Source organism: Hamadaea sp. NPDC051192 (assembly GCF_040682475.1).
In the GTDB taxonomy this organism is placed as follows: Bacteria; Actinomycetota; Actinomycetes; order Mycobacteriales; family Micromonosporaceae; genus Hamadaea; species Hamadaea flava.
Genome location: NZ_JBFBAZ010000019.1, coordinates 1 through 22,177 on the forward strand (window position 1 = coordinate 1; position 22,177 = coordinate 22,177).

Sequence of the window (22,177 nt, forward strand, 5' to 3'; positions counted from 1 at the left end):
GCGCTGGATCAGGGTTCTAGGTCGAATCTTGGCCCAAGATTCGACACGGAACCCTGATCCAGCGCGGAAAGCGGCGGCGAACGAGTGGAGCGAGCGAAGGCGCGGTGAGCCAGGACGGGGGGAGGGGCGCTGGGTCTGGCGCCAGAGGAGGTAGCCGGCGGCGATGCAGACCGGCAGGTACGGCCCGGCCCACGCGACGGCCCAGACGGCCACCGGCGCGCCGGCGAGGAAGACCAGGCCCAGCAGGACCAGTTGCGACGCCGGCCGGGTGATCTTCTCCAGCAGCACGGTCGGGCGCATCTGCCGGTAGCCGCGGGTCGCGGCCAGCAACGCGTCGGCGAGCGCGGCGAGCGGCAGGAAGAACGCGAGCGCCCGCAGCGGTCCGGCGTACTCGGGGGTCAGCACGGGAGCCAGCCAGAAGGTGGCCCCCGTGAGCACCAGTCCCGCGAAGAACACCGGTGGCAGGGCGACCCGCAGGCACGCCCCGATCAGCTCCGGTGTGGACAGTGCGCGCAGCCGGGCCGGCCAGTACACCAGCCCGGTCACGGTCCCCAGCCGGGCCACCCCGCCCACCAGCGTGAACGCGGCCGTGGCCGCGAAGAACGAACCCGCCTGCTCGGCCCCGAGTCCGCGCGCGACCAGCCAGGTCACGCCGAGGCCCGCGACCCCGGCCAGGCCCGCGCCCAGCAGGTTCGCGACGCCGCCGCGCGCGGTCGAGGTCAGCGCGTCCCGGTGCGAATCAGCTCCGCGTTGCGAGGGCGCCTGGGTGCGAGTCGGGTTCTCGGTGGTCATGCTCGCCAGGCAGGCGTACGCCCAAGCCAGGCGGTCAGGGCCGCATCGTGTGGTGCGAAGTGCGCGCGGAGCTCCGCGCGGATCTCGTCGGGCAGTTCGGTCTCCCGGGGCCGGGCGTTGTGCTGCTCGAACTCGGGGAAGCCGAGGTGCGGCAGGCCGAGGAAGTTCTGCACCCGTTCGTAGACCGTCTTCGGGTCGGTGAAGAACTCCTCGGCCTCCTGGACGAGGATGCTGTCCCGGCCGAGCTGATGTGCCAGCTGCTCCAGTGCGATGGCGTACTCGCCCCGGGCCCGGTACGCGTGGTGCTGATGGGCGAACGAGTACGCGAACGGGTCGGCGGTCAGCCGGGCATGTTGGCCCCGCAGCCGGCTCGTTTCGAGGGAGAGCGCGCGGGCGAAGTCGGCTTCCAGCTCGAAGCCCCGGGCCACCTCGTGCGCGTGCTGCGAGAACGCCCGCTCGACCGGGTCGCGGACGAGCACGATCACGCGTACGCCGGGCAGGTCGCGCGCGATCCGGGCGGCCGCGTGCGGGTGGTAGAGGTAGTACGGGCTCGACTCGAAGGTCTGCCCTGGATAGCCGTGTTCGTCGAGCAGCTTCTCGGCCGCCCGGCGCAGCGGGAAGTGGGCGCGGTACCAGTCCGGCCCGCGGTGGTAGTTCGTGTCGAAGTAGTGCACTCCCTTGTGCAGCACCGCCTTGAGGATCAGCGGATGCTGCGAGAGCGCACGGTAGAGCGACGTGGTTCCGCAGCGCTGCCCGCCGCAGATCAGGAAGGAGGGCAGCATGCGGGAGCCGGCGGTGAGCCGGCCGAACGAGCGGGATCCGGCATGGATGATGCGTTTGACGGGTTCGGGCACGGTGCTGGAGTTCACGTCAGCCTCCGGACGCGGTCGATGAGCACGGGGAGCAGCCAGGTTCCGAGGACGCCGAGGCGCGCACCCGCCTCGGCCTGGCGGTCGGCCAGATAACGGGCGGCGAGGTCCACGAGGTAGAGCAGCGCGGTGACCTCGCGCCCGTCGGGGATCACGTCGAATGGATCGAGCAGTGTGGACGCCTGGGCGACCACGTCGGCCACGCAGGCGCGCGCGTCGGCGTCCTGCTGGATGCGGCGTTGCAGCTCGTAGTGGAGGGCGTCGAAGCCCATCGGGACGCCCGGGGTGAACCGTTCCCAGTCCCACACCAGAACGTCGGACCCGCGGTCACCTTCGACGCAGGCCATGTTCCAGGGCGCCCAGTCACCGTGCCAGGCGCCGTAGGTCAGCGGCACGTCGCCGCTGCGGTCGATCAGGGTCCGTGCGGCGTCCAGCAGCGGTGCCCCGTCGGCGTGATCGGCCACCTGCACCAGGCGGTTGCGCAGGTCGGCCCAGTAAGGGCTGGTGGCCAGCCAGCCGCGGGTGGTCCCCACGGCACGGGCCACCTCCAGCATCGCGGTGGTCAGTCTCTCCGGCCCGAGTGGTACGCGATCCCGCCAGATCGGCAGCGCGGACTGCACCAGCACCTGGTGCCCGTGCCACTGCCCGGTGTGGAGGACCTGCGGGACGGAGACTTCCTTGAGGTCGATGTGGGACAACGCGGTCAGCGCCGCGGTCTCGGCCCGGACGAGCCGGCGGGTCAACGGGCCGGTCCCCAGCTTGGTGAAGCCGAAGGTACGCCCGGTCGGCGTGAGCAGTTGCAGGACCGGCTTCCGATTGGCCCGCGCCGGTCCGATGTGGATACTGATGCTGAGCGGCGTCTGCAGGTGCCGTTCCAGGTAGCTGTCGATGGAGTCGGCCCCGGGCGACGGTGCGTTGATGCGTACGCGGTCACGCAGGAGCGCCGGCCACGCCCCGGTGCGCAGCGCCGCCACGACGGCGTCCCGTTTGAACTTGGCGAGCCGGGTCTGCGGCTCGGCGAATCTGCGTACGGCGGCGGCGGCGACCCGCCGCGACCCCATCGGGATCAGGAGCTTCGGCCGCCGCGCGTGCGGCACGACGAGATACTCCGCGACCCGGTCCGGTCCTTCGCCGGTGAGCGAACAGGGCGCCGGATACAGCAGGTCGAGGACTTCGGCGAGGTACTGATGGCGTAGTTGGGCGTCGGCCGCGGTCAGCTGGGCCGGAGCGGTGGTCACCGGGCTCATGCGTCACCCCGATCAGAGTTCGTTTTCGGGAGGGTTGCGCGCCAGAGCAGCGCGTAGGCCAGGAAGGTGAAGGCCAGCGGGGTGACCAGCGAGTTGTACCAGAACATCGCGACGAAGGTCCCCACGATCGCGGCCTGGCCCGCGATCCCGATCGGCGTGCGGTCACGGCGGAACCGCCACAGCCCGTAGCCGAAGAAGCCCAGGTAGCCGACGGCGCCGACGGCGCCATGAGCGAACAGCAGCTGCCACAGCTGCCCGTTGCCGCCGACCGTGAAGTTGCCGCAGCGTTCACAGGCGGCGCTCTCGCCGACCGTGATCGACTGCCGGCCGCCGACCGTGTTGCGCGTCGACCCGAATCCGACGAGCGGGGACTGCCGGAACCCGTCCAGCGCCCGCTCGGTCAGATACATGCGTACGCCGTTGGACTTGCCGTTCTCCAGGCGCTTGGTGACGACGTCGCCCAGCGGCGTCACCGCCAGCACCCCGGCCAGCGCGGCGGCGGCGCCCGCCCCGGCCAGCAGCATGCCCAACCGGCCCGCCTGCGCCTGGCGTACCGCCACGTAGGCGAGAGTGACCCCGAGCCCGATCCACAGGCCCCGATTGAGCGAGTGGACGACCGGCACGGCGGCGACCACCAGCAGGGCGAGCGCCGCGGTCTTGACCCGCCGGGTGGCCGCCGCGCGGACCGCGACGGCGAACCAGACGACGAGCAGGCAGAAGTTGTTGCCCCAGGTGTTCGTGTAGCCCCACGGCGCGGCCGGGCGGGGCTGCGGGTCGCCGACGAGATCCATGATCTGCGCGGCGTAGGGGTGGACCAGCGACTTGATGAAGCCCTTGCCGCGCACGCCCGCGGGAAGCAGCAGCTCGACCGGCGAGGTGAAGCCGAAGTGCCCGGCGAAGGTGCCGAGCAGTCCACCCGCGACGGTGACGACGAACAGCCAGGCCAGCAGTTTGACCAGGCGCGTCTGGGAGAGCGCGCCGGTCGGCAGGTTGCCGGCGTAGATCAGCAGGACGGTGAGCGAGACGTACTCGACCAGACGGAAGGCGACGCCGCTGACCCGTTCGGCCGCGCCCGCCTGGACCACGCCGTCCGGGTCGGCGCCGAGCACGGCCACGCCGATGATCACCGCGCCCAGGAAGAGCAGCCAGAGCGGGAAGCCGGGCGGCAGCTTGACCGCCTCGCCGCGCCGGTGCTTCCGGACGAGCTGGACGGCCATCGGGACGGCGAGGATCGGAAAGATCAGGACGCCGAGCCCGAGCGCCCACCACAGCGGATACAGCGCCAGCAGCGCCACCAACGGCCACGCGGACATGCTGGGCGCCTCGCCGCCCCCGCGCGCTGGATCACGGATCTCGAGCGGATCTTGAGGCAAGATCCGGCCCGGATCCCTGATCCAGTGCCCACGATCCGGGGCGACGACAGTCACGCGGCGCCCTGCCCGGCGGCGGCGTCCAGCTCCGCCAGCTTCGTCTCGTCGATGCGCTCGAAGTGCTGGGTGTCCTCGACGAGGGCGGCGGACGGCGTCGGCCGCGGGGCCGGGGCGACCGCCGGCACCGAAGTCGGCACCCTGAGCCGAGGCACGACCACGGCTCCGAGCAGCACCGTGCCGACCCGGCGCAGCTGTTCGGCGGCGTCGAGGACCTGCGGGTAGCGCGTACGCCGGAGTTCGATCGCGACGATGGCCGCGTCGGCCACCCCGGCCAGGCTCTGCGCGTCCGCACTGGCCTCGGCCGACGGGGCCTCGATGATCAGGTAGTCGCACTGCGTACGCAGGTGGGCGACGATGTCCCGTAGCGCCTGCGACTGCAACAGCCCGGCCGCGCTGGCGGTCGCGCCGGTGGCGAGCACTCGCAGGTGAGGCGTACGCGGAGCGCGCTGCAACGCGGTGGACAGTGCGACCCGGCCGCAGATGACGTCGGACAACCCCGGGGTCGGCTGCACCCCGACCAGGCCGGCCAGCGGCGCGACGCCGACGAGCAGGTCCGGCAGATGCGCGCCGACGAGCACGACTTCGCTGCCCGTACGCGCGAGCGCGGTCGCGAGGTTGGCCGCGACGAGGGTGGCCGACGGTCCGCGGCTGGCTCCGGTCACCACGACCGCCCGGCCGAGCGCGGTATCGGCGGTCGGCTGCGCTCCGGCCGGCTCACGCAGACGGTCCCCGGCGGGGACGACGGCCGAGATCGCCGCGACGACCTCGTTCCGCAGCCGGTTGAAGATCCGGCCGCCGCTGCCGTACGGGGGGAAGACGTCGTCCAGCCGGGGCTTGGCGCGCCCGGTCACCTCGGCGAGCACCGGCACGTCGGCACGACGCCAGACGTCACCCGCCCGGCGTACGCGCCGGTCGAGGCGATGCCGCAGGGCTGCGGCCAGCAACCCGAGCAACGCGCCGAGCACGGCGCCACCGGCCAGGTTGATCTTCAGATCCGGCTTGCGCGGCCGGTTGGGCAGCCCGGCGTCGCTGATGATCCGGCCCGCGCTCACCGCCGTCGTCGACAGCCCGTTGAGCTTGCCGTTCAGCTGGTTGATCTGGGCCTGGAGGGTGGCTCGCTGACTGTCCAGGGTGGGCCGGTTCGGGGCGTCGCCGGACTGCTTGCCCAGCTTGGCGATCACCTGGCCGAGCTGGGTGGACAGCTGCTTGAGCTTGGCGTTGAGCGCCTTGATCTGGCTGTCCAGGTCGTAGTGCGCGTTCGCGTCCCGGCTGCGCAGGTACGCCTCCGCGAACGCGTGCGAACCGGCCTGGGCCAGCTCCGGCGTACGCGCGGCGTACTTGATCTGCAGGACGGTGGTGTTCGGCGGAACCTCCACCGACACGCTGCGGGAGAGGTCCCGCGGCTCGACATGCGTACGCAGCAACTCGGCGGCGGTGGTGGCGACCTGGGTCGAGCGCACCAACTGCGCCTCCGTGTCGAGGTTGATCTCGCCCTTGGTCCGGCCACCGGCCGCGTTCGCGTCCCCGCCCGACGGCTGGACCAGCACCGACGTGCTCGACACGTACTCGCGCGGCAGCGTACGGGTGACGGCGGCGGCGCCCGCCACCCCGACGGCGGTCAGGAGCAGGACGACCCACCAGTGCCGACGGACCAGCCCGAGGTAGTCGGAGAGGTCCATCGACCCGGGATGAGCGGCGTCCATGGGCGGCCTTTCGCGTACGGGGTCGACGGGGTCGGGGAGAAGGAGGAGAGGCCCCTGAGAGGTAAACGGCACGGGCGGGCTGACGTAACTCCGGAAAACAGGCTGTATGTCCGGATTTGCTGGGCGTGTCGCTGCACGATTTCCGCGATGGGTCCACTTTTCTGGACGTTTACCCCTTTAAGCCACCACAGGTCACCAATAGGATCGACAGCAGCAATCAGTGCGTTTCTCTCGACTGGCGGAGGGGAGGCACCGCGATGGGCAGATCCAGCCATGGCAGGCGATCCGCGCGGGTGGCGCTGCTCGCCGCCGCCGCGGTGACAGCGGCGACGGCGATCGGGCTGGTCGGCGGCCGAGTGTCGGACCGCCCCCGGATCGTGCCGGTCGCGGAGGACGTCGCGGTCCGGGACTTCGCGCCCGCCTCGCTCGACACCCCCGAATCGCCCTCACCGGCCGTTGCGCGTACCGAGAGCGTGGACCTCCTGGCGGCCGGCGGCTGGGCCGGCGGCGCGGCGGTCAGCTACCTCAAGTTCCGCGTCGACCTGCCGGCCGGGGCCCCACCCGTGCACGCCGAACTCTGGCTCGCCCGGCACAGCGGCCGCCTGCCCGGCATCGTCGAACTCAGCGTCGTCCCGTGGGCGGACTGGCAGGCCGGCCAGGTCACCGCAGGGTCCGCGCCCCGGCTCGGCCAGGTGGTCGGCTCCGTGTTCCCCACGGGATTCGAGACCGCGGTCCACTTCGACGTCACGCGCGTCCTCCGCGACTCCGGCGAGTACGCGTTCGCGGTGACCGCGCCGACGAGCGACGCGATCGGCCTGTTCGACGCCCAGGAGAGCCGGGCGAAGCGGCCGCCGACGCTGACCCTGCAATGGAATACGGGACCCCGTCCGTCGGCGAGCCCGCTCAACCGGCTGCCCGGCTCGATGATCGTCGCGCCGCCGAGCACCGCCCTGCGCTACCTGCAGCTCCCCGGTTGGCTGCCGGAGGAGGCCGCGCCCTACTGGGCTCGGTCCACCGACGACGGCGCGTACGCCACCGCGAGCGCGACCGAAGAGCCGTCGCCGCCTCCGCCGCCCTCGCCGACCCCGGGCGACCCGGTGGCTACTCCAGCGCCGTCTCCCTCGGATTCGGCCGTGCCTTCGTCGGAACCGTCGTCTTCGTCGGAGCCGTCGCCGACCGACTCGCCCTCGCCGTCGCTCTCTCCACCAGCGTCGCCGTCGGATCGGCCCAGCCCGTCGGGCTCGCCGAGCGCGTCCGCGTCGCCGAGCGCTTCGGTCTCACCAAGTGCTTCGGGCTCACCGAGTGCTTCGGGCTCACCGAGTGCTTCGGGCATGCCGAGCGCGTCCGCGTCGCCGAGTGCGTCCGCGTCGCCGAGTGCGTCCGCGTCGCAGGGGCCGTCGCCGAGCCCGAGCAGCAGCGGACCGTCCGAACCCGACTGCCGTCTCGGCGACCGGGGCGTACCCGAGTGCGGGGTGCTCTGGGGCGTCGCTCCGGGGGCGCACACCTCGGTCAACCGGGCCAGCGCGTTGCGTACCTTCGAGAATCTGACCCAACGGCCGCAGGCGGTCTATCACGCGTACCACCGTGGAGACCAGATGTTCCCCACCGCCGAGGAGATCGGCGTGGCCCGGGATCCGCGCAGCCCGCGGATGCTCATGCTGAACTGGAAGCCGCTGAAGGCCACCTGGCGGGAGATCGCGAACGGCGACCCCTGGGCCGACGACTATCTGGACCGGCTCGCCGCGCACATCAAGGCGACCTATCCCGAGCAGTTCTTCTTCACGATGCACCACGAACCCGAGGACGACGTACGCACGAATCCGCTGCTCGGAATGACCGCGCGGGACTACGCCGCCGCCTTCCGGTACGTGGTGCAGCGGCTGCGGGCCGACGGCGTCACGAACCTGATCTCGGTGGTCTGCTTCATGGCGTACATCCCCTGGAACACCAAGTCGTGGTTCCCCGATCTCTACCCGGGTGACGACGTCGTCGACTGGGTCGCCTGGGACGCGTACGCCTACAGCGATCCCGGCTACGGCTACGGCGACTTCGCCGAGATGATGAACCGGCGCTCGAGCGGCCATCCGGACTGGCCCGGCTTCTACACCTGGGCCGCCAAGCGATTCCCGAAGAAGCCGCTGATGGTCGCCGAATGGGGGCTCTGGTACTCCGCGTTCAACCGTGGTCACCAGGCCGACTTCTTCCGCAGCGTCGGGCGGCAGATCGACCTGTTCCCCCGGGTCAAGGCGCTGATCTACTTCGAGACGCCGAGCAACCAGGCCGGCCGGGACTCCCGGGTGCACGCCACCGCCGACGGGCTGGCGGCCTATCGGGACTTGGGGAAGCTGCCGGTGTTCCGCGTCGAGCCGCCGCCAGAAGTGCGGTCAGCGGACCAGCGGCCCAAGGCGCTGAGCCCGCCGAGCCCGCCGAGCCCGACCGCCGTCAGGACTCCGGGAGGCTGATCCAGCCGCCGTTGACGAGGTAGTCGAGGACCTCGTCGACGACGTCCTCGACCGAACCCTGGCTCGTGTCGATGGTCAGCTCGGCGTCGGTCGGTGCCTCGTACGGATCGTCGATGCCGGTCATCCCGCGGATCAAGCCCGCCCGGGCCTTGGCGTACAGGCCTTTGCGGTCGCGCTTCTCGCAGACCTCCAGCGGCGTCGCGACGTGGACGAGGATGAAGTCCGCCCCGGCGGTGCGGGCCATCGCACGGGCTACCGCGCGGGCGGCCGCGTACGGCGCGATCGGGCAGGCGATGGCCACCCCGCCGTGCCGGGCCACCTCGGCGGCGACGAACCCGATCCGCCGGATGTTCAGGTCCCGGTCCTCTTTGCCGAAGCCCAGGCCCTTGCTCAGCTCCCGGCGGACGACGTCGCCGTCGAGCATCGTGATGCTGCGCTCGCCCTCCTCTCGCAGCACTTCGGCCACCCCGTGGGCCACGGTGGACTTGCCGGAGCCGGACAGGCCGGTGAAGAACAGGACGAGACCGCGTTGGCGGCGCGGCGGCCGGGCCTTGGCCAGCTCGCGGGCGACGCCCGGCGGCGTGTGCCACTCCGGCAGCGTCTCGCCGTCGTCGAGCAGTTGCGCGATCTCGTCGGGAGTCAGCGGCAGCCGGGCGAACCGCGGGTTCACGTCGTTGGCGTCGCGCCACTGACCGTCCCGCGTGTCGTACGCGAGCGCGCGGGGGACCAGGACCCGCGGACCCCGGCCGGCGATGGTCTCGGCAGTGGACAGCAGATGCGTCACCCCGTACGCCTCGGCGACCCGGGCCCGCAGCGCGCCGTCGGCGAACTGGTCCTCCCGCCGATGCAGCGGGATCGCGACCACCAACGGGTCCGGCAGGCGGTCGGCCGCAGCGAGGACGCACCGCAGCAGGGCGTGCTGCTCCAACCCGTCCGGCCCCGGCTCGGCCACCGGCACCAGCAGCACGATCTGCGCGCTGAGCTGTCGTGCGGTGTGCAGCAGCTGGGCCAGTTGGGGCCGGTGCAACGGGCGGTCGGCGTAGAAGCCGAGGACGCGGCTGGCTCCCGCTCGATCCGGTGCCTCGGTCTGGCCGGTGTGGAGATGGTGGCGAGCCTCGGCGGCGGACAGCCGATAGCGGTGGAAGGGCAACCCGCCGTCGCCGTACGCGCGGACCGCCCCGGAGAGGTAGCTGTGCCCCGGCTTCCGGGCGGGCCAGCGCTCGGCGATGTGCAACGCGCCGACCGGTGCGCCCTCGGGGTCGGTCAGCACGACCGCCTTCGCCTCAGGGCGTACCGCCACGTCCGGGATGAGCAGCGTGATCAGCGGCCACACCCCGTCGTTGGGCAGCCGCCCGTGCTGCTCCACCGCGGCGCAGTCGGCCCGGCTCATGAACCCGTCCAGCGGTGCGTACGACCCGGCGAGCAGCATCTGGAGGTCGGCCAGCTCGACCGGTTCGGGCGTGTGGGCGGGCGCACTGGCCAGATCCTCGTCGGTGAGGGCCCACTCGAACCGGTCCACGTCGCCTCCTGTTCGTGCTGACTGCACTTTGGCGTCTCGGGCGAGGCATCCCCTGGCTCGCGTCGAGATGACTAGTGTGCCAGCTCGACCGTGGCACTGCGATCGGGCTAGCCGGTGTTGCGAAGACCGGCGGCGATGCCGTTGACCGTGGTGAGCAGTGCCCGCTCCAGCGTCGGATCGGTGCTCGGCGCTCGGCCACCGCCGGGCGTGGCGGCCGACCTGGTCCCGGTGTCTCGATACTGCCGCAACAACGCAACCTGGAGGTGGTGTAACGGCTCCAGATAGGTGTCCCGCACCGCCAGCGTCCGCGCCAGCACCGGCTGCGCCTCCAGCACGTGCGCCTCGCCGGTGATCGCCAGGACCTCCTCGACGGTACGCGCGTACTCCGCCTCGATCTTGCCGAAGATCGGCTGGAGCCGCTCCGGAACGAGTGCGGCGACGTAGTTCCGCGCGATCGTCAGGTCGGTCTTGGTCAGCATCATCTCCACATTGGAGAGGAAGGTCCGGAAGAAGTGCCAGCGGGAGTGCGCGTCGGTCAGGGTGTCGAACAGTCCCGCCTCGCGTGCGGCGCGCAGGCCGGTGCCGACGCCGTACCAGCCGGGGACGATCTGGCGTGACTGCGTCCAGCCGAACACCCACGGGATGGCCCGCAGGCCGCCGAGCCCGGCGCCCGAGTCCGGCCGCTTCGCCGGGCGGGAGCCGATGTTCAGCGCGCCGAGCAGCTCGGTCGGCGTGGCCGCCCAGAAATACTCCGGGAGCAGCGGGTCCTCGACGAGATCCCGGTACGCCCCGAAGGCCGCGTCGGACACGGCATCCATCGCCGCGTCCCAGCGGGCGAGGTCTTCCTGCGGCTGCCGGGGCGCGGTGTGCAGCAGCGTCGCCTGCAGCACGGCGGCCACGGTCAGCTCCAGGTTCTCCCGGGCCAGCGCGGGCAGCGTGTACTTGTCCGAGATGACCTCGCCCTGCTCGGTCACCTTGATCGCGCCGTCGAGCGTGCCGTAGGGCTGGGCCAGGATCGCCTCGTGGGTCGGGCCGCCGCCGCGGCCGACGGTGCCACCGCGGCCGTGGAACAGCCGCAGGCGTACGCCGTGCCGGGCGGCGACGTCCCGCAGGTCGCGCTGCGCCCGGTGGATGCCCCACTGGCTGGTGGTGATCCCGGCCTCCTTGTTGGAGTCCGAGTAACCGAGCATCACTTCCTGCACGTCGCCGCGAGCGCGCACGACCGCCCGGTACGCCGGCAGCCGCAGCAGCTCGTCGAGGAGCTGCCCGCCGGCGGACAGCTCGGCCGGAGTTTCCAGCAGCGGCACGAGCCCGATCCGGGCCTTGGCGTTGTGCGGGTCGATCAGGCCGGCCTCGCGGGCCAGGACGGCGGCGGCGAGCACGTCGTCGACGCCTTGCGTCATCGAGATGATGTACGACTCGATGACCTCCGGCCCGAACCGTTCCTGCGCGTCCCGGATGGTGCTGAAGACGTCGAACGTCTTGCGGGACCGGTCGCTCAGCGGGGTGTCGGCGTGCGACAGCGGGCGGCGGCTGTCCAGCTCCCGGGCCAGCAGCTCGGTCCGCTCCGCGCGGGACAGCGCGGCGTAGTCGGTGACCTCCCCGACGCTGGCGTAGAGCTGGGCGAGCACGGCGTGATGGGCCTCGGCGTGCTCGCGTACGTCCATCGTGGCCAGCCGCAGCCCGAACGCGCTCACCCGGCGGATGATGCTGGCCAGGGTGCCCGTCGCGGTCAGCTGCCCGGCGTTGCGCGCCAGCGAGGCCCGCAGCAGTTCCAGGTCGGCGATCAGCCCGGACGAGCCGAGGTAGTCGCGCCCGTGCACGTGCGGCGTGCCCTTCGCCAGGCGCTGCCGGGTGTTGGCGAGCTTGGCCTTGATCGCGCGCGCCTTCAGGCGGTACGGCTCCTCGGCGTTGACCCGGCGGAACCGGGCGTCCACCTCCGGCAGCGCGTCCAGGTCCTGGGCGAGGCTGGCCGACAGGTCCAGCGACACCGTACGCAGCCGCCGGGACACGCTGATCTCGTTGATCAGCTCGTCCATCGCCTCCTCGGTGGCCTGGATGCCGTGCTCATGCTGGATGATCAGCACGTCGCGGGTGACCGCCGGGGTCACGAACGGGTTGCCGTCGCGGTCGCCGCCGATCCAGGTCCCGAAGGTGAGCGGCTGCCCGTTCGGCGCGCTCTCCACCCCCAGCGACCGGAGCGTCTCGGCGAGGTCGTCGAGCACCTGCGGGGCGGCGTCGGCGTACAGGTCGCGCAGGTAGTAGACGGCGTTGCGCGCCTCGTCGGTCGGGTCGGGCCGGTCGAGCCGCAGCTCGTCGGTCTGCCACAGCAGATCCAGCAGCTCGGCCAGCCGGCGGTCGGTCTTGGCGGTGACGTCGCCGCCGTAGAGCATCGCCTCGGCCGCCTCGTTGTCGAGCTGGTCGGCGATGCTGCGCAGCTTGGTCAGGATCGACCGCCGGGCCGCCTCGGTCGGGTGCGCGGTGAAGACCGGGCGTACCGCCAGGCGACGGGCGGCCGCGGCGATCTCGGCGGTCGGCACCTTCCGCTCGGCGATCATGGCGCCGGCCCGGTCGAGCCACCCGCCGTGCTTGGCTCGCTCGCGGCGCAGCTCCCGAGCCCGGTGCACCTGCTCGGTGACGTTGGCGAGGTGGAAGTAGGTGGAGAAGGCGCGGGCCAGCTTCGTCCCGGTCGAGACGTCGAGCGCGCCCAGCTTGGCGGCGGCCGCCTCGGGATCGGTGCGGACCAGGGCGCGGACCTCTTCTACGAGGTCGAGCAGCGCCTGGCCCTCCTGGCGGGTCAGAGTCTGGCCCAGCAGGGTGCCGAGCCGTCGGATGTCAGCGCGTAGCGCTGCGTCGTCCTCATCGATCGCATCGATCGGGTGTCGAGCTTCGCTCACCGCGGTTCCTTCCAGGGTGCTGCCGCGCTGGCGCGAGGAGATCGCTTGCCGTCCTCGCAGCGCGCGCCTGAGAAACGGACGCCGCTGTCCTGGCCCGCATGTTACCTGCCCGAGATGTGTCCGGGCGCTGTGACGCCGCTCTCGGGCCCGCCTGTCGGCCGGTGAATGTAGGCTGGTGACCGAGCGTCCACCCCCCACCCGATTCGGGCGGGGGGCTAGTCGGCGTGGCCGAAATCTGGTGGCCGAAATCTAGGGGGAGATGTCGTGAGGCTGGTCGGTCTGTTGGAGGCGGCCCTCGCCGACCCCGCTCTCGCTCGCGCCGGTGAGCTGGCCCGGGGCGCCGAGGACGTCGACGTCACCGCGCCGGCGGCGCTGCGGCCCTTTTTGGCGGCCACCGCCGCCCGGAACAAATCGGTCCTCGCCGTCACGGCGACCAGCCGCGAGGCCGACGATCTGGCCGAGGCGCTGTCCTCGTTCCTGTCGCCGGACCAGGTCGCGGCCTACCCGAGCTGGGAGACGCTCCCGCACGAACGGCTGTCGCCCCGGTCCGACACCGTCGGCCGCCGGCTCGCGGTGCTGCGCCGGCTGGCTCACCCGGAGCTGGAAGGCCCGCTCCGCGTCGTCGTGGCACCGGTACGCAGCCTGCTCCAGCCGCAGCTGAAAGGCCTCGGCGACCTCATGCCGGTGGAGTTGTCCCCGGGCACGAGCGCCGATCTGGAGGAGGTCGCGCACCGGCTCAGCGATCTGGCGTACGCCCGGGTCGACCTGGTGACCAAGCGGGGCGAGTTCGCCGTCCGCGGCGGCCTGCTCGACGTCTTCCCGCCGACCGAGGAGCACCCGCTTCGGGTGGAGTTCTGGGGCGACGACGTGGAGGAGATCCGCTCCTTCGCCGTGGCCGACCAGCGCACCATCGAACCGGTGGACCGGCTGGTCGCGGTGCCGTGCCGGGAGCTGCTGCTGACGCCGGAGGTGCGGGGCCGGGCCGAGGAGTTGCTGGCGGAGCATCCCGAGTTGGCCGAGATCCTGGAGAAGCTGGCCGAGGGCATCCCGGTCGAGGGGATGGAGTCGCTCGCCCCGGCGCTGGCCGGCGACCACAGCATGGAGCTGCTCGCCGACTGCCTGCCCAGCGAGACGGTCGTCCTGCTCTGCGATCCCGAACGCATCCGCACCCGCGCGCACGACCTTGTGCGTACAAGTGAAGAGTTCTTGCAGGCCGGCTGGGCCGCGGCCGCGAGCGGCGGGCGAGCGCCGATCGACGTGGGCGCCGCCGCCTTCAAGACGCTGGCCGAGGTACGCGGAGCCGCACTCTCCCGCGGTCAGTCGTGGTGGTCGATCGCGCCGTTCGGGCTGGACTCGGGCGAGCCGGCGGCCGTGGACCAGACGCCGTGGCTCGACGTGCCCGAGACGGTGTCGGTCAGCGACGACACGACGACGTTGCTCACCCTGGGTGGGCAGGCCGCGCCGCTGTATCACGGCGACACCGCGCGGCTGCTGGACGACCTGACCGGCTGGCTGCGGGACGGCTGGAAGGTGGCGCTGGTCTTCGAGGGCCACGGACCGGCTCAGCGGGCCGCCGAGGTGCTGCGTGACGCGGGCGTCGGCGCGCACGTGTCGGACGCGGCCGGCCTCGCCGCGGGCGAACTGCTCATCACCACGGGCCCGCTGACGAGCGGCCTGGTCGACGAGACCGCCCAGGTGGCGATCGTGACCGGGACCGACATCTCGGGCGGCCGGGGAGCGTCCACGAAGGACATGCGTAAGATGCCGTCCCGGCGGCGCAACACGATCGACCCACTGGAGCTGCGCGCCGGCGACTTCGTGGTGCACGAGCAGCACGGCATCGGCCGCTACGTCGAGCTGGTGCAGCGGCAGGTCAACGGGGCCGAGCGGGAATACCTGGTCATCGAGTACGCCCCGGCCAAGCGCGGCCAGCCGGGCGACCGGCTGTTCGTCCCCACCGACGCCCTCGACCAGCTGTCCCGGTATGTCGGCGGCGAGCAGCCGACCCTGCACAAGATGGGCGGCTCGGAGTGGCAGAAGGCCAAGGCCCGCGCGCGTAAGGCGGTGCGGGAGATCGCGGCCCAGCTCATTCAGCTGTACGCGGCGCGGCAGAGCGCCCGGGGACACGCGTTCGGCCTGGACACCCCGTGGCAGCGGGAGCTGGAGGACGCGTTCCCCTACACCGAGACGCCGGACCAGCTCGCCGCGATCGAAGAGGTCAAGGGCGACATGGAGAAGGCGGTGCCGATGGACCGCCTGATCTGCGGCGACGTCGGCTACGGCAAGACCGAGATCGCCGTACGCGCGGCGTTCAAGGCGGTGCAGGACGGCAAGCAGGTCGCCATCCTCGTCCCCACGACGCTGCTCGCCCAACAGCACTTCAACACCTTCTCCGAGCGGATGGCCCAGTTCCCGATCCAGATCCGGCAGCTGTCGCGGTTCCAGACCCCGTCGGAGTCCACGCGCACCATCGAGATGGCGTCCGAGGGCAGCGCCGACATCGTCATCGGCACCCATCGGCTGCTTCAGCAGGCCACCCGGTTCAAGCAGCTCGGCCTGGTCGTGGTGGACGAGGAGCAGCGGTTCGGGGTGGAGCACAAGGAACACCTCAAGTCGCTGCGGACCAATGTGGACGTTCTGACCATGTCGGCCACCCCGATTCCGCGTACGCTCGAAATGGCGATCACCGGCATCCGGGAGATGTCCACCATCGCCACCCCGCCGGAGGAGCGGCATCCCGTCCTGACCTACGTCGGGGCGTACGACGACAAGCAGGTCGCCGCCGCCATCCACCGGGAGCTGCTCCGCGACGGCCAGGTGTTCTACCTGCACAACCGGGTCGAGTCGATCGACAAGGCGGCCCGGCGACTCCGGGAACTCGTCCCCGAGGCCCGCGTCGTCACCGCGCACGGCCAGATGGGCGAGGAAGCCCTCGAGAAGGTGATGATCGGCTTCTGGGAGAAGGAGTACGACGTCCTCGTCGCCACCACGATCATCGAGTCCGGCATCGACATCCCCAACGCCAACACCCTGATCCTCGAACGTGCCGACCTGCTCGGGCTGGCCCAGTTGCACCAGATCCGGGGTCGCGTCGGCCGGGGCCGCGAGCGGGCGTACGCGTACTTCCTGTATCCGCCGGAGAAGCCGCTGACCGAACACGCCCACGAGCGCCTGGCGACCATCGCGCAGCACACCGAACTCGGCGCGGGCATGTACGTCGCGATGAAGGACCTGGAGATCCGCGGCGCGGGCAACCTCCTCGGCGGCGAGCAGTCCGGCCACATCGAAGGCGTCGGCTTCGACCTCTACGTCCGGATGGTCGGCGACGCCGTCAAGGCGTTCAAGGGCGACGTCGGCGGCGAGGAGGACGAGGAGGCGACCGAGGTCAAGGTCGACCTGCCGGTCGACGCCCACCTGCCGGTCGACTACATCGAGGTCGAGCGGCTGCGCCTGGAGATGTACCGGAAGATCGCCAACGCCCGGTCCGGCGAGGAACTCGACGCGGTCGTCGACGAACTCACCGACCGCTACGGGGAGCCGCCGGCGCCGGTCGTCAACCTCATCGCGGTCGCCCGCTTCCGGTCGCTGGCCCGGGCGTACGGGCTCAGCGAGGTGTCGGTCCAAGGCAAGCACCTCCGGTTCTCGCCGCTGGAGCTGCCGGACAGCAAACAGCTCCGGCTCAAGCGGTACCACCCGGACGCCGTCTACAAGGCCGCCACGTCCCAGGTGTCCGTGCCGCGCCCGACCACTCGGCGGATCGGCGGAGAACCCCTGCGCGACCAGGCCTTGCTGGAGTGGTGCGCGCAGGCGCTGTCCGACGTTCTGGGGCCGCCGCCTGCCTGATCCGGGCGGGGCACGTCATGATCAGCGGAACTTTCGTGGGGTTATAGCGCCGCGAGACTTCCGCTGATCATGAGAGGCGCCGGAGTGCCTCGCGAAGCGCGTCGACCGCGTCCTCGTCCCGCGACGACTGGGCCAGCGTCGCGAGCGCGCTCGCCAGCGACGTCGTCGCCCGGGGCGGATGCGCGGCTCGTTCGGCCGCCTTGACGGCGTTCCAGTTGGCGACGATCTCCTCGAGGTCGTCGGTCTCGCGGCCGGGTTCGAAGACGTGCGGGTTCCGGCGGATCATCTTCTCGACGAACTCGCCGGCCACGTCGTCGATGGTCCAGCGCTCGTCGTCGGGGAGCTCCTCGGCCATCCGGGCGTGTAGCAGGACCTGCAGCAGGACGTCGCCGATCTCCCCGCGCAGCGCGTCGAGGTCGTCGGCCCGGATCGCGTCGTACGCCTCGTACGCCTCCTCCAGCAGGTAGCGGGCGAGGGTCTGATGGGTCTGCGAGCGCTTCCACGCGTCGTCGGCGTGCAGACGGTCCATGACGGCGACCGCGTCGAGGAGCCGGGCACCGGGCGGATCCCAGGAGCCGTAGAGCAGCTCCATCTCGGCGAGTTCCGGATTGCTCGCCAGCTTGAGGCCGAGCTCCCGGGCCAGTCGCTGGTCGCCTTCGGGCCCGGCCAGCCACACAACCGTGCCGCCAGTCACGGAGCCGGACGCCGTGCCGCCGTCAGACGCCGTGCCGCCGTCAGACGCGGTGACGCCGGCGGCGGCGAGGAGTGCGGCGGCAGTCGGCGACGGCAGGATCGTGACGTCGGCCCCGTTCGCGCGCAGCGCGGTGGTCTGCGCGTTCTCGGCTCCGGCCAGCACCGGGTACGCGCGTGCCAGGTCCCACGCCTGTGCGGTGAGCAGTCCGGCCGGCAGCCGAGGGGAGGTGACGAGCAGGACGATTCGCGCCGTCATCAGCTCTGGACGGCGCCGGTTCCGCCGGCGGCGGTCTCGGACGGGGCCGGCGTGGGCGCGTCGACGACGCTGTCGTTGGCGGAGTCGCCGAGCTGCAGGACGACCGGCACGTTGCCGGGCGCCCCGACCGAGATGCTCAGCGCCCGGTAGCGCGGGCTGACGGAGATGTCCTGCTTGGCGGTGGCGTCGGCCCACATCCGGCGCAGCGCCAGCGTCTGCACGACCTCCTGGCTTCCACTGAGCTCCGGCTTGACCTGCTCGAAGGTCACGTTCGGCTGGATCGCGCCGTACTTGATCGCGTCGTCGTAGAACCAGCGGAGGTCCTCGTCGGTCACCTTGACCCCGGCGTCGGGCGCGCCGTAGATGCAGCTGTGCATCTCCAGCCGCAGCCGGCCGATCTCGGTGGACTGGTCGAGCCCTTCGGTCGACAGCGCCTGAGCGCCCTGCTGCGTGTTCGGCGAGAAGCCCGCGTCGGCCGCGAACTGCTTGCAGGCGTTGGCGAGCACGAAGCTCAGCACGACGCCTTCCCGCGAGATCCGGCCCCCGGTGCTGTCGACCATGTCGGTCACCTGAGCCTCGGTGAGCCGGCTGTCGCCGACGTACGCCGCGGCGCTCGGCGCCGATCGGCAGCCGGCCAGGGCGAGCGCGGCCAGGGCGCCGGCCACGGCGGCAGTGGTCAGTCGGCGGTGTGTACGCACAGCGGCCTCCAGAAATCGACAGTCCGGCAGGCAGCTTACTCATGGTCGGGATCTCAGGGAGAGTTCGGGGACGCGGTGGATACCCAAGCGGCGTGTCGCACGGCAGAATTCCCTGAGCGTTCGTGCCCCTTCTATCGAGACGAGTTGACCCAGTGACGATCTTGACGTTGCCGCCCACGGACTGGGCTCGCATCGCCATCTCCGGGCCGACCGAGGAGCAGCGCCCCGCCACGGTGCTGCTGGTCTACCGGTTGTGGCTGGTGGCGTTCATCCTCAAGATGCTGGGCTCCACCTGGGACATGTCGTGGCACTTCAAGTGGCTGCGCGACGACCTGGCCCCACCGCATCTGCTCAACACCGTCGGCACGGTCCTCGCCGTCGCGCTCGTCATCTTCCAGGTGCGTACGGGAGTCGGGGTGGACAAGCGGGCGCGCAACCTGATCGTCCTGGGCACCGGCCTGTTCCTCATCGCCATCCCGATCGACATCGTCAACCACCGGGTCAACGGGCTCGACATCACCGCCTGGTCGCCGAGCCACGCGCTGCTCTACATCGGCACCGCCTTCATGATCCTCGGCGTGGCGCACGGCTTCGGGATCAGCACCGCGGCGGGCCGCGTACGCACGATCGGGCTGGGCCTGGCCTGGTTCTTCTTCCTGGAGAACGTGCTCTTCCCGAGCCAGCACCAGGAGTACGGCGTGCTGTCGCTGAAGGCGTACCTGGCCGGCAAGCCCTATGCGGAGCCGATCCTGCTGCAGTTCGCCGCCGACCAGATCAGCCGTCCGGTCGACACGATCGCGATCACGAACTTCTCCCTTCCGGTCGGCTCGTGGGTCTACCCAGTCTGGCTCGTCGGGGCCGCGATGCTGGCTCTGGTCGCGGCGCGGATCTTCGTCGGCGCCCGCTGGACGGCGACCGTTCTCGCGGCGGCGTACGTCGCGTACCGGTGTGTCGTCTGGGGCATCCTCTACGGCACCGGCTTCCCGCCCTCGGCCGTCCCGTTCGCGCTGCTCGCCGGGGCGATCGTGGTCGACCTCGCGTTCCTGCTCGGCACCGTGAGCGGCGCTGAGCGTACGCTCCCCGGCCGGGTCGGCGTGGCCTTCCTCGGCGCGACGCTGACCGCGGCGGCGCTCGGCGCGGCTCTGTACCTCCAGGCTGAGCTGGTCGCCCCGCCCGTCCGGTACGCGGTCCTGCCGCTCGCCGCGCTCGCGCTCGCGGCCGGGTGGACGGCGTTGACCGTACGCCGTGCCCCCGCCGGAGACGGCCCGCAGAGTTAGCCACCAGATCACGGTTACGCATGCCAAACCCGCCCAGCGAGGCATGCGTAACCGTGATCTGCATTCAGGGGTGGGCGGCCGGTAGGGTCGAGGGATGGAGTTCGCGCCGCTCGCCGAGAAGATCGTCGACGCCGTCCTGGAATCGGACCCCGTCGCCGCGACCTACGCGGGCGACCACCGGTTCGACCATCGTCTGCCCGACCTGAGCACCGAGGGCGTCGCCGCCGACGTGGCCATGCTGCGCGAGGCCGCGCACGCGTTGTCCCAGGTGGACGTGGACGAGCTGGATCCGGCCGAGCAGGTCGACCACGAGATCCTGTCGAGCATCGTCGACCGGCAGGTCTTCGAGCGGTCCGATGTGCGCGAACACGAGTGGAACCCGCTCGTGCACAATCCGGGCGAGTTGCTGCACGCGTTGATGTCGCGCCCGTTCGCCCCGGTCGAGGAACGGCTGGAGGCGCTGGCCCTGCGGCTCGCCTTCGTCCCGGACGCGTTGGCCACCGCGCGTACCCTGCTCGACGGGTGCCCGCAGGTCCACTTGGAGACCGCGGTCGGCCAGTTCCAGGGCTCCGCCGAACTCATCCGCGACTCGTTGCCGCCGATGGTCGCGCAGGTCCCGGGCCTGGAGTCGGTGGTCGGCCCGGTCGCCGACCAGGCGGTCCGCGCGCTGGAGGAGTTCTCCGGCTGGCTCGGCCGCCAACGTCCGGCGCGCGATCCGCGCCTGGGCCGCAAACTCTTCGAGGCCCGCCTGTGGCACACCCTCGACACCCAGCTGTCCGCGGCCGAGGTCCTGGACCGCGCGGAGGCCAACCTCGAGCGGGTCACGGAGGAGATCCGCGAGGCGGCGTCCGGCATCGCGGGGGGTCCCGCCTCCGATCAAGGGGTACGCGCAGCGTTGCGGTCGTTGTCCGAGCAGCGGCCGACCAATGACACGATCGTGGAGCTCGCCCGGGTGACGATGGACGAGACGACCGAGTTCGTCCGGGCGAACGAACTCGTCTCGCTGCTCGACGACCCGTGCGTCATCGAGGAGATGCCCGAGTTCGCCCGCGGGGTGGCCGTGGCGTACTGCGACGCGCCGGGGCCGCTGGAGACGGCGGACGTGCCGACGTTCTACTGCATCGCGCCGACGCCCCGGGACTGGTCGCCGGAGCTGGTCGAGTCGTTCTACCGCGAGTACAACGACCACATGGTCCGGAACCTCACCGTGCACGAGGCGATGCCGGGGCACTATCTGCAACTCGCGCACGCCCGGCGCTACCGGGGTTCGACCCGCGTACGCGCGCTGGGCTCCTCCGGCCCGTTCGTCGAGGGCTGGGCGGTCTACGCCGAGGAGATCATGGCCGATCACGGCTTCGGCGGCCTGCCCGTACGCCTTCAGCAGCTCAAGATGCAGTTGCGGATGACGATCAACGCGATCCTGGACCAGCTCGTGCACTGTGAGGGGCTGGCCGAGGTGGACGCGATGGCGTTGATGACCGAGCGCGGGTTCCAGGAGGAGGGCGAGGCGGCCGGGAAGTGGCGGCGGGCGCTGTTGACCTCGACGCAGCTGTCGACCTACTTCGTGGGCTGGTCGGAGGTGTCGGCGATCGGCCGCGCCCGCCCGGCCGGCACGCCTGCCCGGCAGTGGCACGACGCCATGCTCGCCCACGGCTCGCCGTCGCCGCGCCACCTGCGTACGCTGCTCGGGCTGTGAGCCCGGCGGACGGGGTGGCGGGAATCAGAGGGCGGAGATCGACGGCTGGGGTTCGGTCGTGGCGAACGAGTCCTCCGCCGCGCTCGCGCTGTACTGCGTCATCGCGAACTCGATCGGCGTTCCGTCGACCGTGCCGATGAAGCTGCCGAGCACGTTGTCGGTGGTCACGCAGACCTCGAAGTCGTAGTTCTTGCCGTTCTTCTCGCCGCTCACCTCGACGCAGCTGGCCGGGCGGCCGGCGATGGTGGTGTCGCGCTGCTGGATGTCGCTTCGCAGGTCGAGGGCGGCCGCCGTGAGCAGCGCGCTGACCTTCTGCGCCGACAACAGGCCGTGTTTGAGCAGCTCAGTGGCATCGGCCTGCGGGGTGGCCGAAGCGGGAGCGGCAGTCATCGTGCAGACGGCCGGAGCGCCGGAACACTTCGTGGTGGCCTGCGGGGTCAAGATCATCGATCCCCCCGTCCACCGGTACGCCGTTCGCCGGGGCTCCTTGGACTGCGTCACCGTCGCCATCGCCCCGCCGGCGAGCTGGTAACGGGCGGTGTAATCGGCGGCGGGCGGCTGATTGAGCCGGGCCGCGAGATCGTTGACCAGATCGGTGCGGTCGATCGGCGGTGTACCGCCTCCGCAGCCGGTCATGGCCAGCAGGCCGGCCACGATCGGGCCGGCCAGGATGAGCAGAGTGCTGTGCCGCCGTAACCGGCGCTCCCCGGGTCGCACGCTACTCACCCTTGCTCATGAGATCGATTCGCCGCAACGTGGATGTCCGATTCCCGAAACAATGCGGAGAATCTCCGT

General features: G+C 71.5%; 13 protein-coding genes and 1 pseudogene. 4 read left to right on the forward strand and 10 right to left on the reverse strand.

The genetic code is table 11. The annotated features are described in order from the left end of the window. The 5 genes and pseudogenes from AB0M47_RS10910 to AB0M47_RS10930 form a co-directional block, all read right to left on the reverse strand. Positions 1-792, reverse strand: a pseudogene (locus AB0M47_RS10910) (hypothetical protein); the annotation flags it as partial. Beyond that, on the reverse strand, positions 789-1,661 hold the full coding sequence (locus tag AB0M47_RS10915; RefSeq protein WP_363411645.1) for a sulfotransferase domain-containing protein: 873 nt from the start codon (positions 1,659-1,661) through the stop codon (positions 789-791). The pseudogene AB0M47_RS10910 and the gene AB0M47_RS10915, both read right to left, overlap by 4 nt. Next, entirely contained in the window at positions 1,658-2,908 is a 1,251-nt protein-coding gene (locus AB0M47_RS10920) for a hypothetical protein (RefSeq protein ID WP_363411647.1), read from the reverse strand. The genes AB0M47_RS10915 and AB0M47_RS10920 overlap by 4 nt, the downstream gene beginning before the upstream one ends. After that, complete coding sequence (locus AB0M47_RS10925) at positions 2,905-4,221, reverse strand: hypothetical protein (protein WP_363411649.1); 1,317 nt, start codon at positions 4,219-4,221, stop codon at positions 2,905-2,907. Before AB0M47_RS10925 ends, AB0M47_RS10920 begins: the two co-directional genes overlap by 4 nt. Positions 4,222-4,331: 110 nt before the next feature. Continuing rightward, positions 4,332-6,017 (reverse strand): Wzz/FepE/Etk N-terminal domain-containing protein, encoded by a 1,686-nt coding sequence (locus AB0M47_RS10930; RefSeq protein ID WP_363411651.1) that lies wholly within the window; start codon positions 6,015-6,017, stop codon positions 4,332-4,334. Positions 6,018-6,298: 281 nt separating this feature from the next. On the opposite strand from AB0M47_RS10930, the gene AB0M47_RS10935 reads away from it, so the two are divergent. Then, complete coding sequence (locus AB0M47_RS10935; RefSeq protein ID WP_363411653.1) at positions 6,299-8,503, forward strand: hypothetical protein; 2,205 nt, start codon at positions 6,299-6,301, stop codon at positions 8,501-8,503. Here AB0M47_RS10935 and cysC read toward each other — a convergent pair. Then, entirely contained in the window at positions 8,484-10,022 is a 1,539-nt protein-coding gene (gene cysC / locus AB0M47_RS10940) for an adenylyl-sulfate kinase (RefSeq protein ID WP_363411655.1), read from the reverse strand. The two genes, AB0M47_RS10935 and cysC, sit on opposite strands and share 20 nt — an antisense overlap. Positions 10,023-10,129: 107 nt before the next feature. After that, positions 10,130-12,898, reverse strand: coding sequence for a phosphoenolpyruvate carboxylase (ppc, locus tag AB0M47_RS10945; protein WP_363411774.1), 2,769 nt, complete (start codon positions 12,896-12,898; stop codon positions 10,130-10,132). A 285-nt stretch (positions 12,899-13,183) separates the two neighbouring features. On the opposite strand from ppc, the gene mfd reads away from it, so the two are divergent. Continuing rightward, the gene (gene mfd, locus AB0M47_RS10950; RefSeq protein ID WP_363411657.1) at positions 13,184-16,762 is read left to right on the forward strand and encodes a transcription-repair coupling factor; all 3,579 of its coding nucleotides are present in this window, start codon (positions 13,184-13,186) and stop codon (positions 16,760-16,762) included. Positions 16,763-16,829: 67 nt separating this feature from the next. Here the strand turns inward: mfd and AB0M47_RS10955 are convergent, their stop codons facing one another. Next, positions 16,830-17,711, reverse strand: coding sequence for a MazG nucleotide pyrophosphohydrolase domain-containing protein (locus AB0M47_RS10955; RefSeq protein ID WP_363411659.1), 882 nt, complete (start codon positions 17,709-17,711; stop codon positions 16,830-16,832). Next, positions 17,711-18,409, reverse strand: a complete 699-nt coding sequence (locus AB0M47_RS10960; protein WP_363411661.1) for a hypothetical protein — start codon at positions 18,407-18,409, stop codon at positions 17,711-17,713. Before AB0M47_RS10960 ends, AB0M47_RS10955 begins: the two co-directional genes overlap by 1 nt. A gap of 152 nt (positions 18,410-18,561) precedes the next feature. On the opposite strand from AB0M47_RS10960, the gene AB0M47_RS10965 reads away from it, so the two are divergent. Next, positions 18,562-19,686, forward strand: a complete 1,125-nt coding sequence (locus tag AB0M47_RS10965; RefSeq protein WP_363411663.1) for a hypothetical protein — start codon at positions 18,562-18,564, stop codon at positions 19,684-19,686. Between the two features lie 94 nt (positions 19,687-19,780). Beyond that, positions 19,781-21,382, forward strand: a complete 1,602-nt coding sequence (locus tag AB0M47_RS10970) for a DUF885 domain-containing protein (protein WP_363411665.1) — start codon at positions 19,781-19,783, stop codon at positions 21,380-21,382. A gap of 24 nt (positions 21,383-21,406) precedes the next feature. Here AB0M47_RS10970 and AB0M47_RS10975 read toward each other — a convergent pair whose 3' ends face one another. Continuing rightward, positions 21,407-22,099, reverse strand: a complete 693-nt coding sequence (locus AB0M47_RS10975; RefSeq protein WP_363411667.1) for a hypothetical protein — start codon at positions 22,097-22,099, stop codon at positions 21,407-21,409. Positions 22,100-22,177 lie beyond the last annotated feature (78 nt).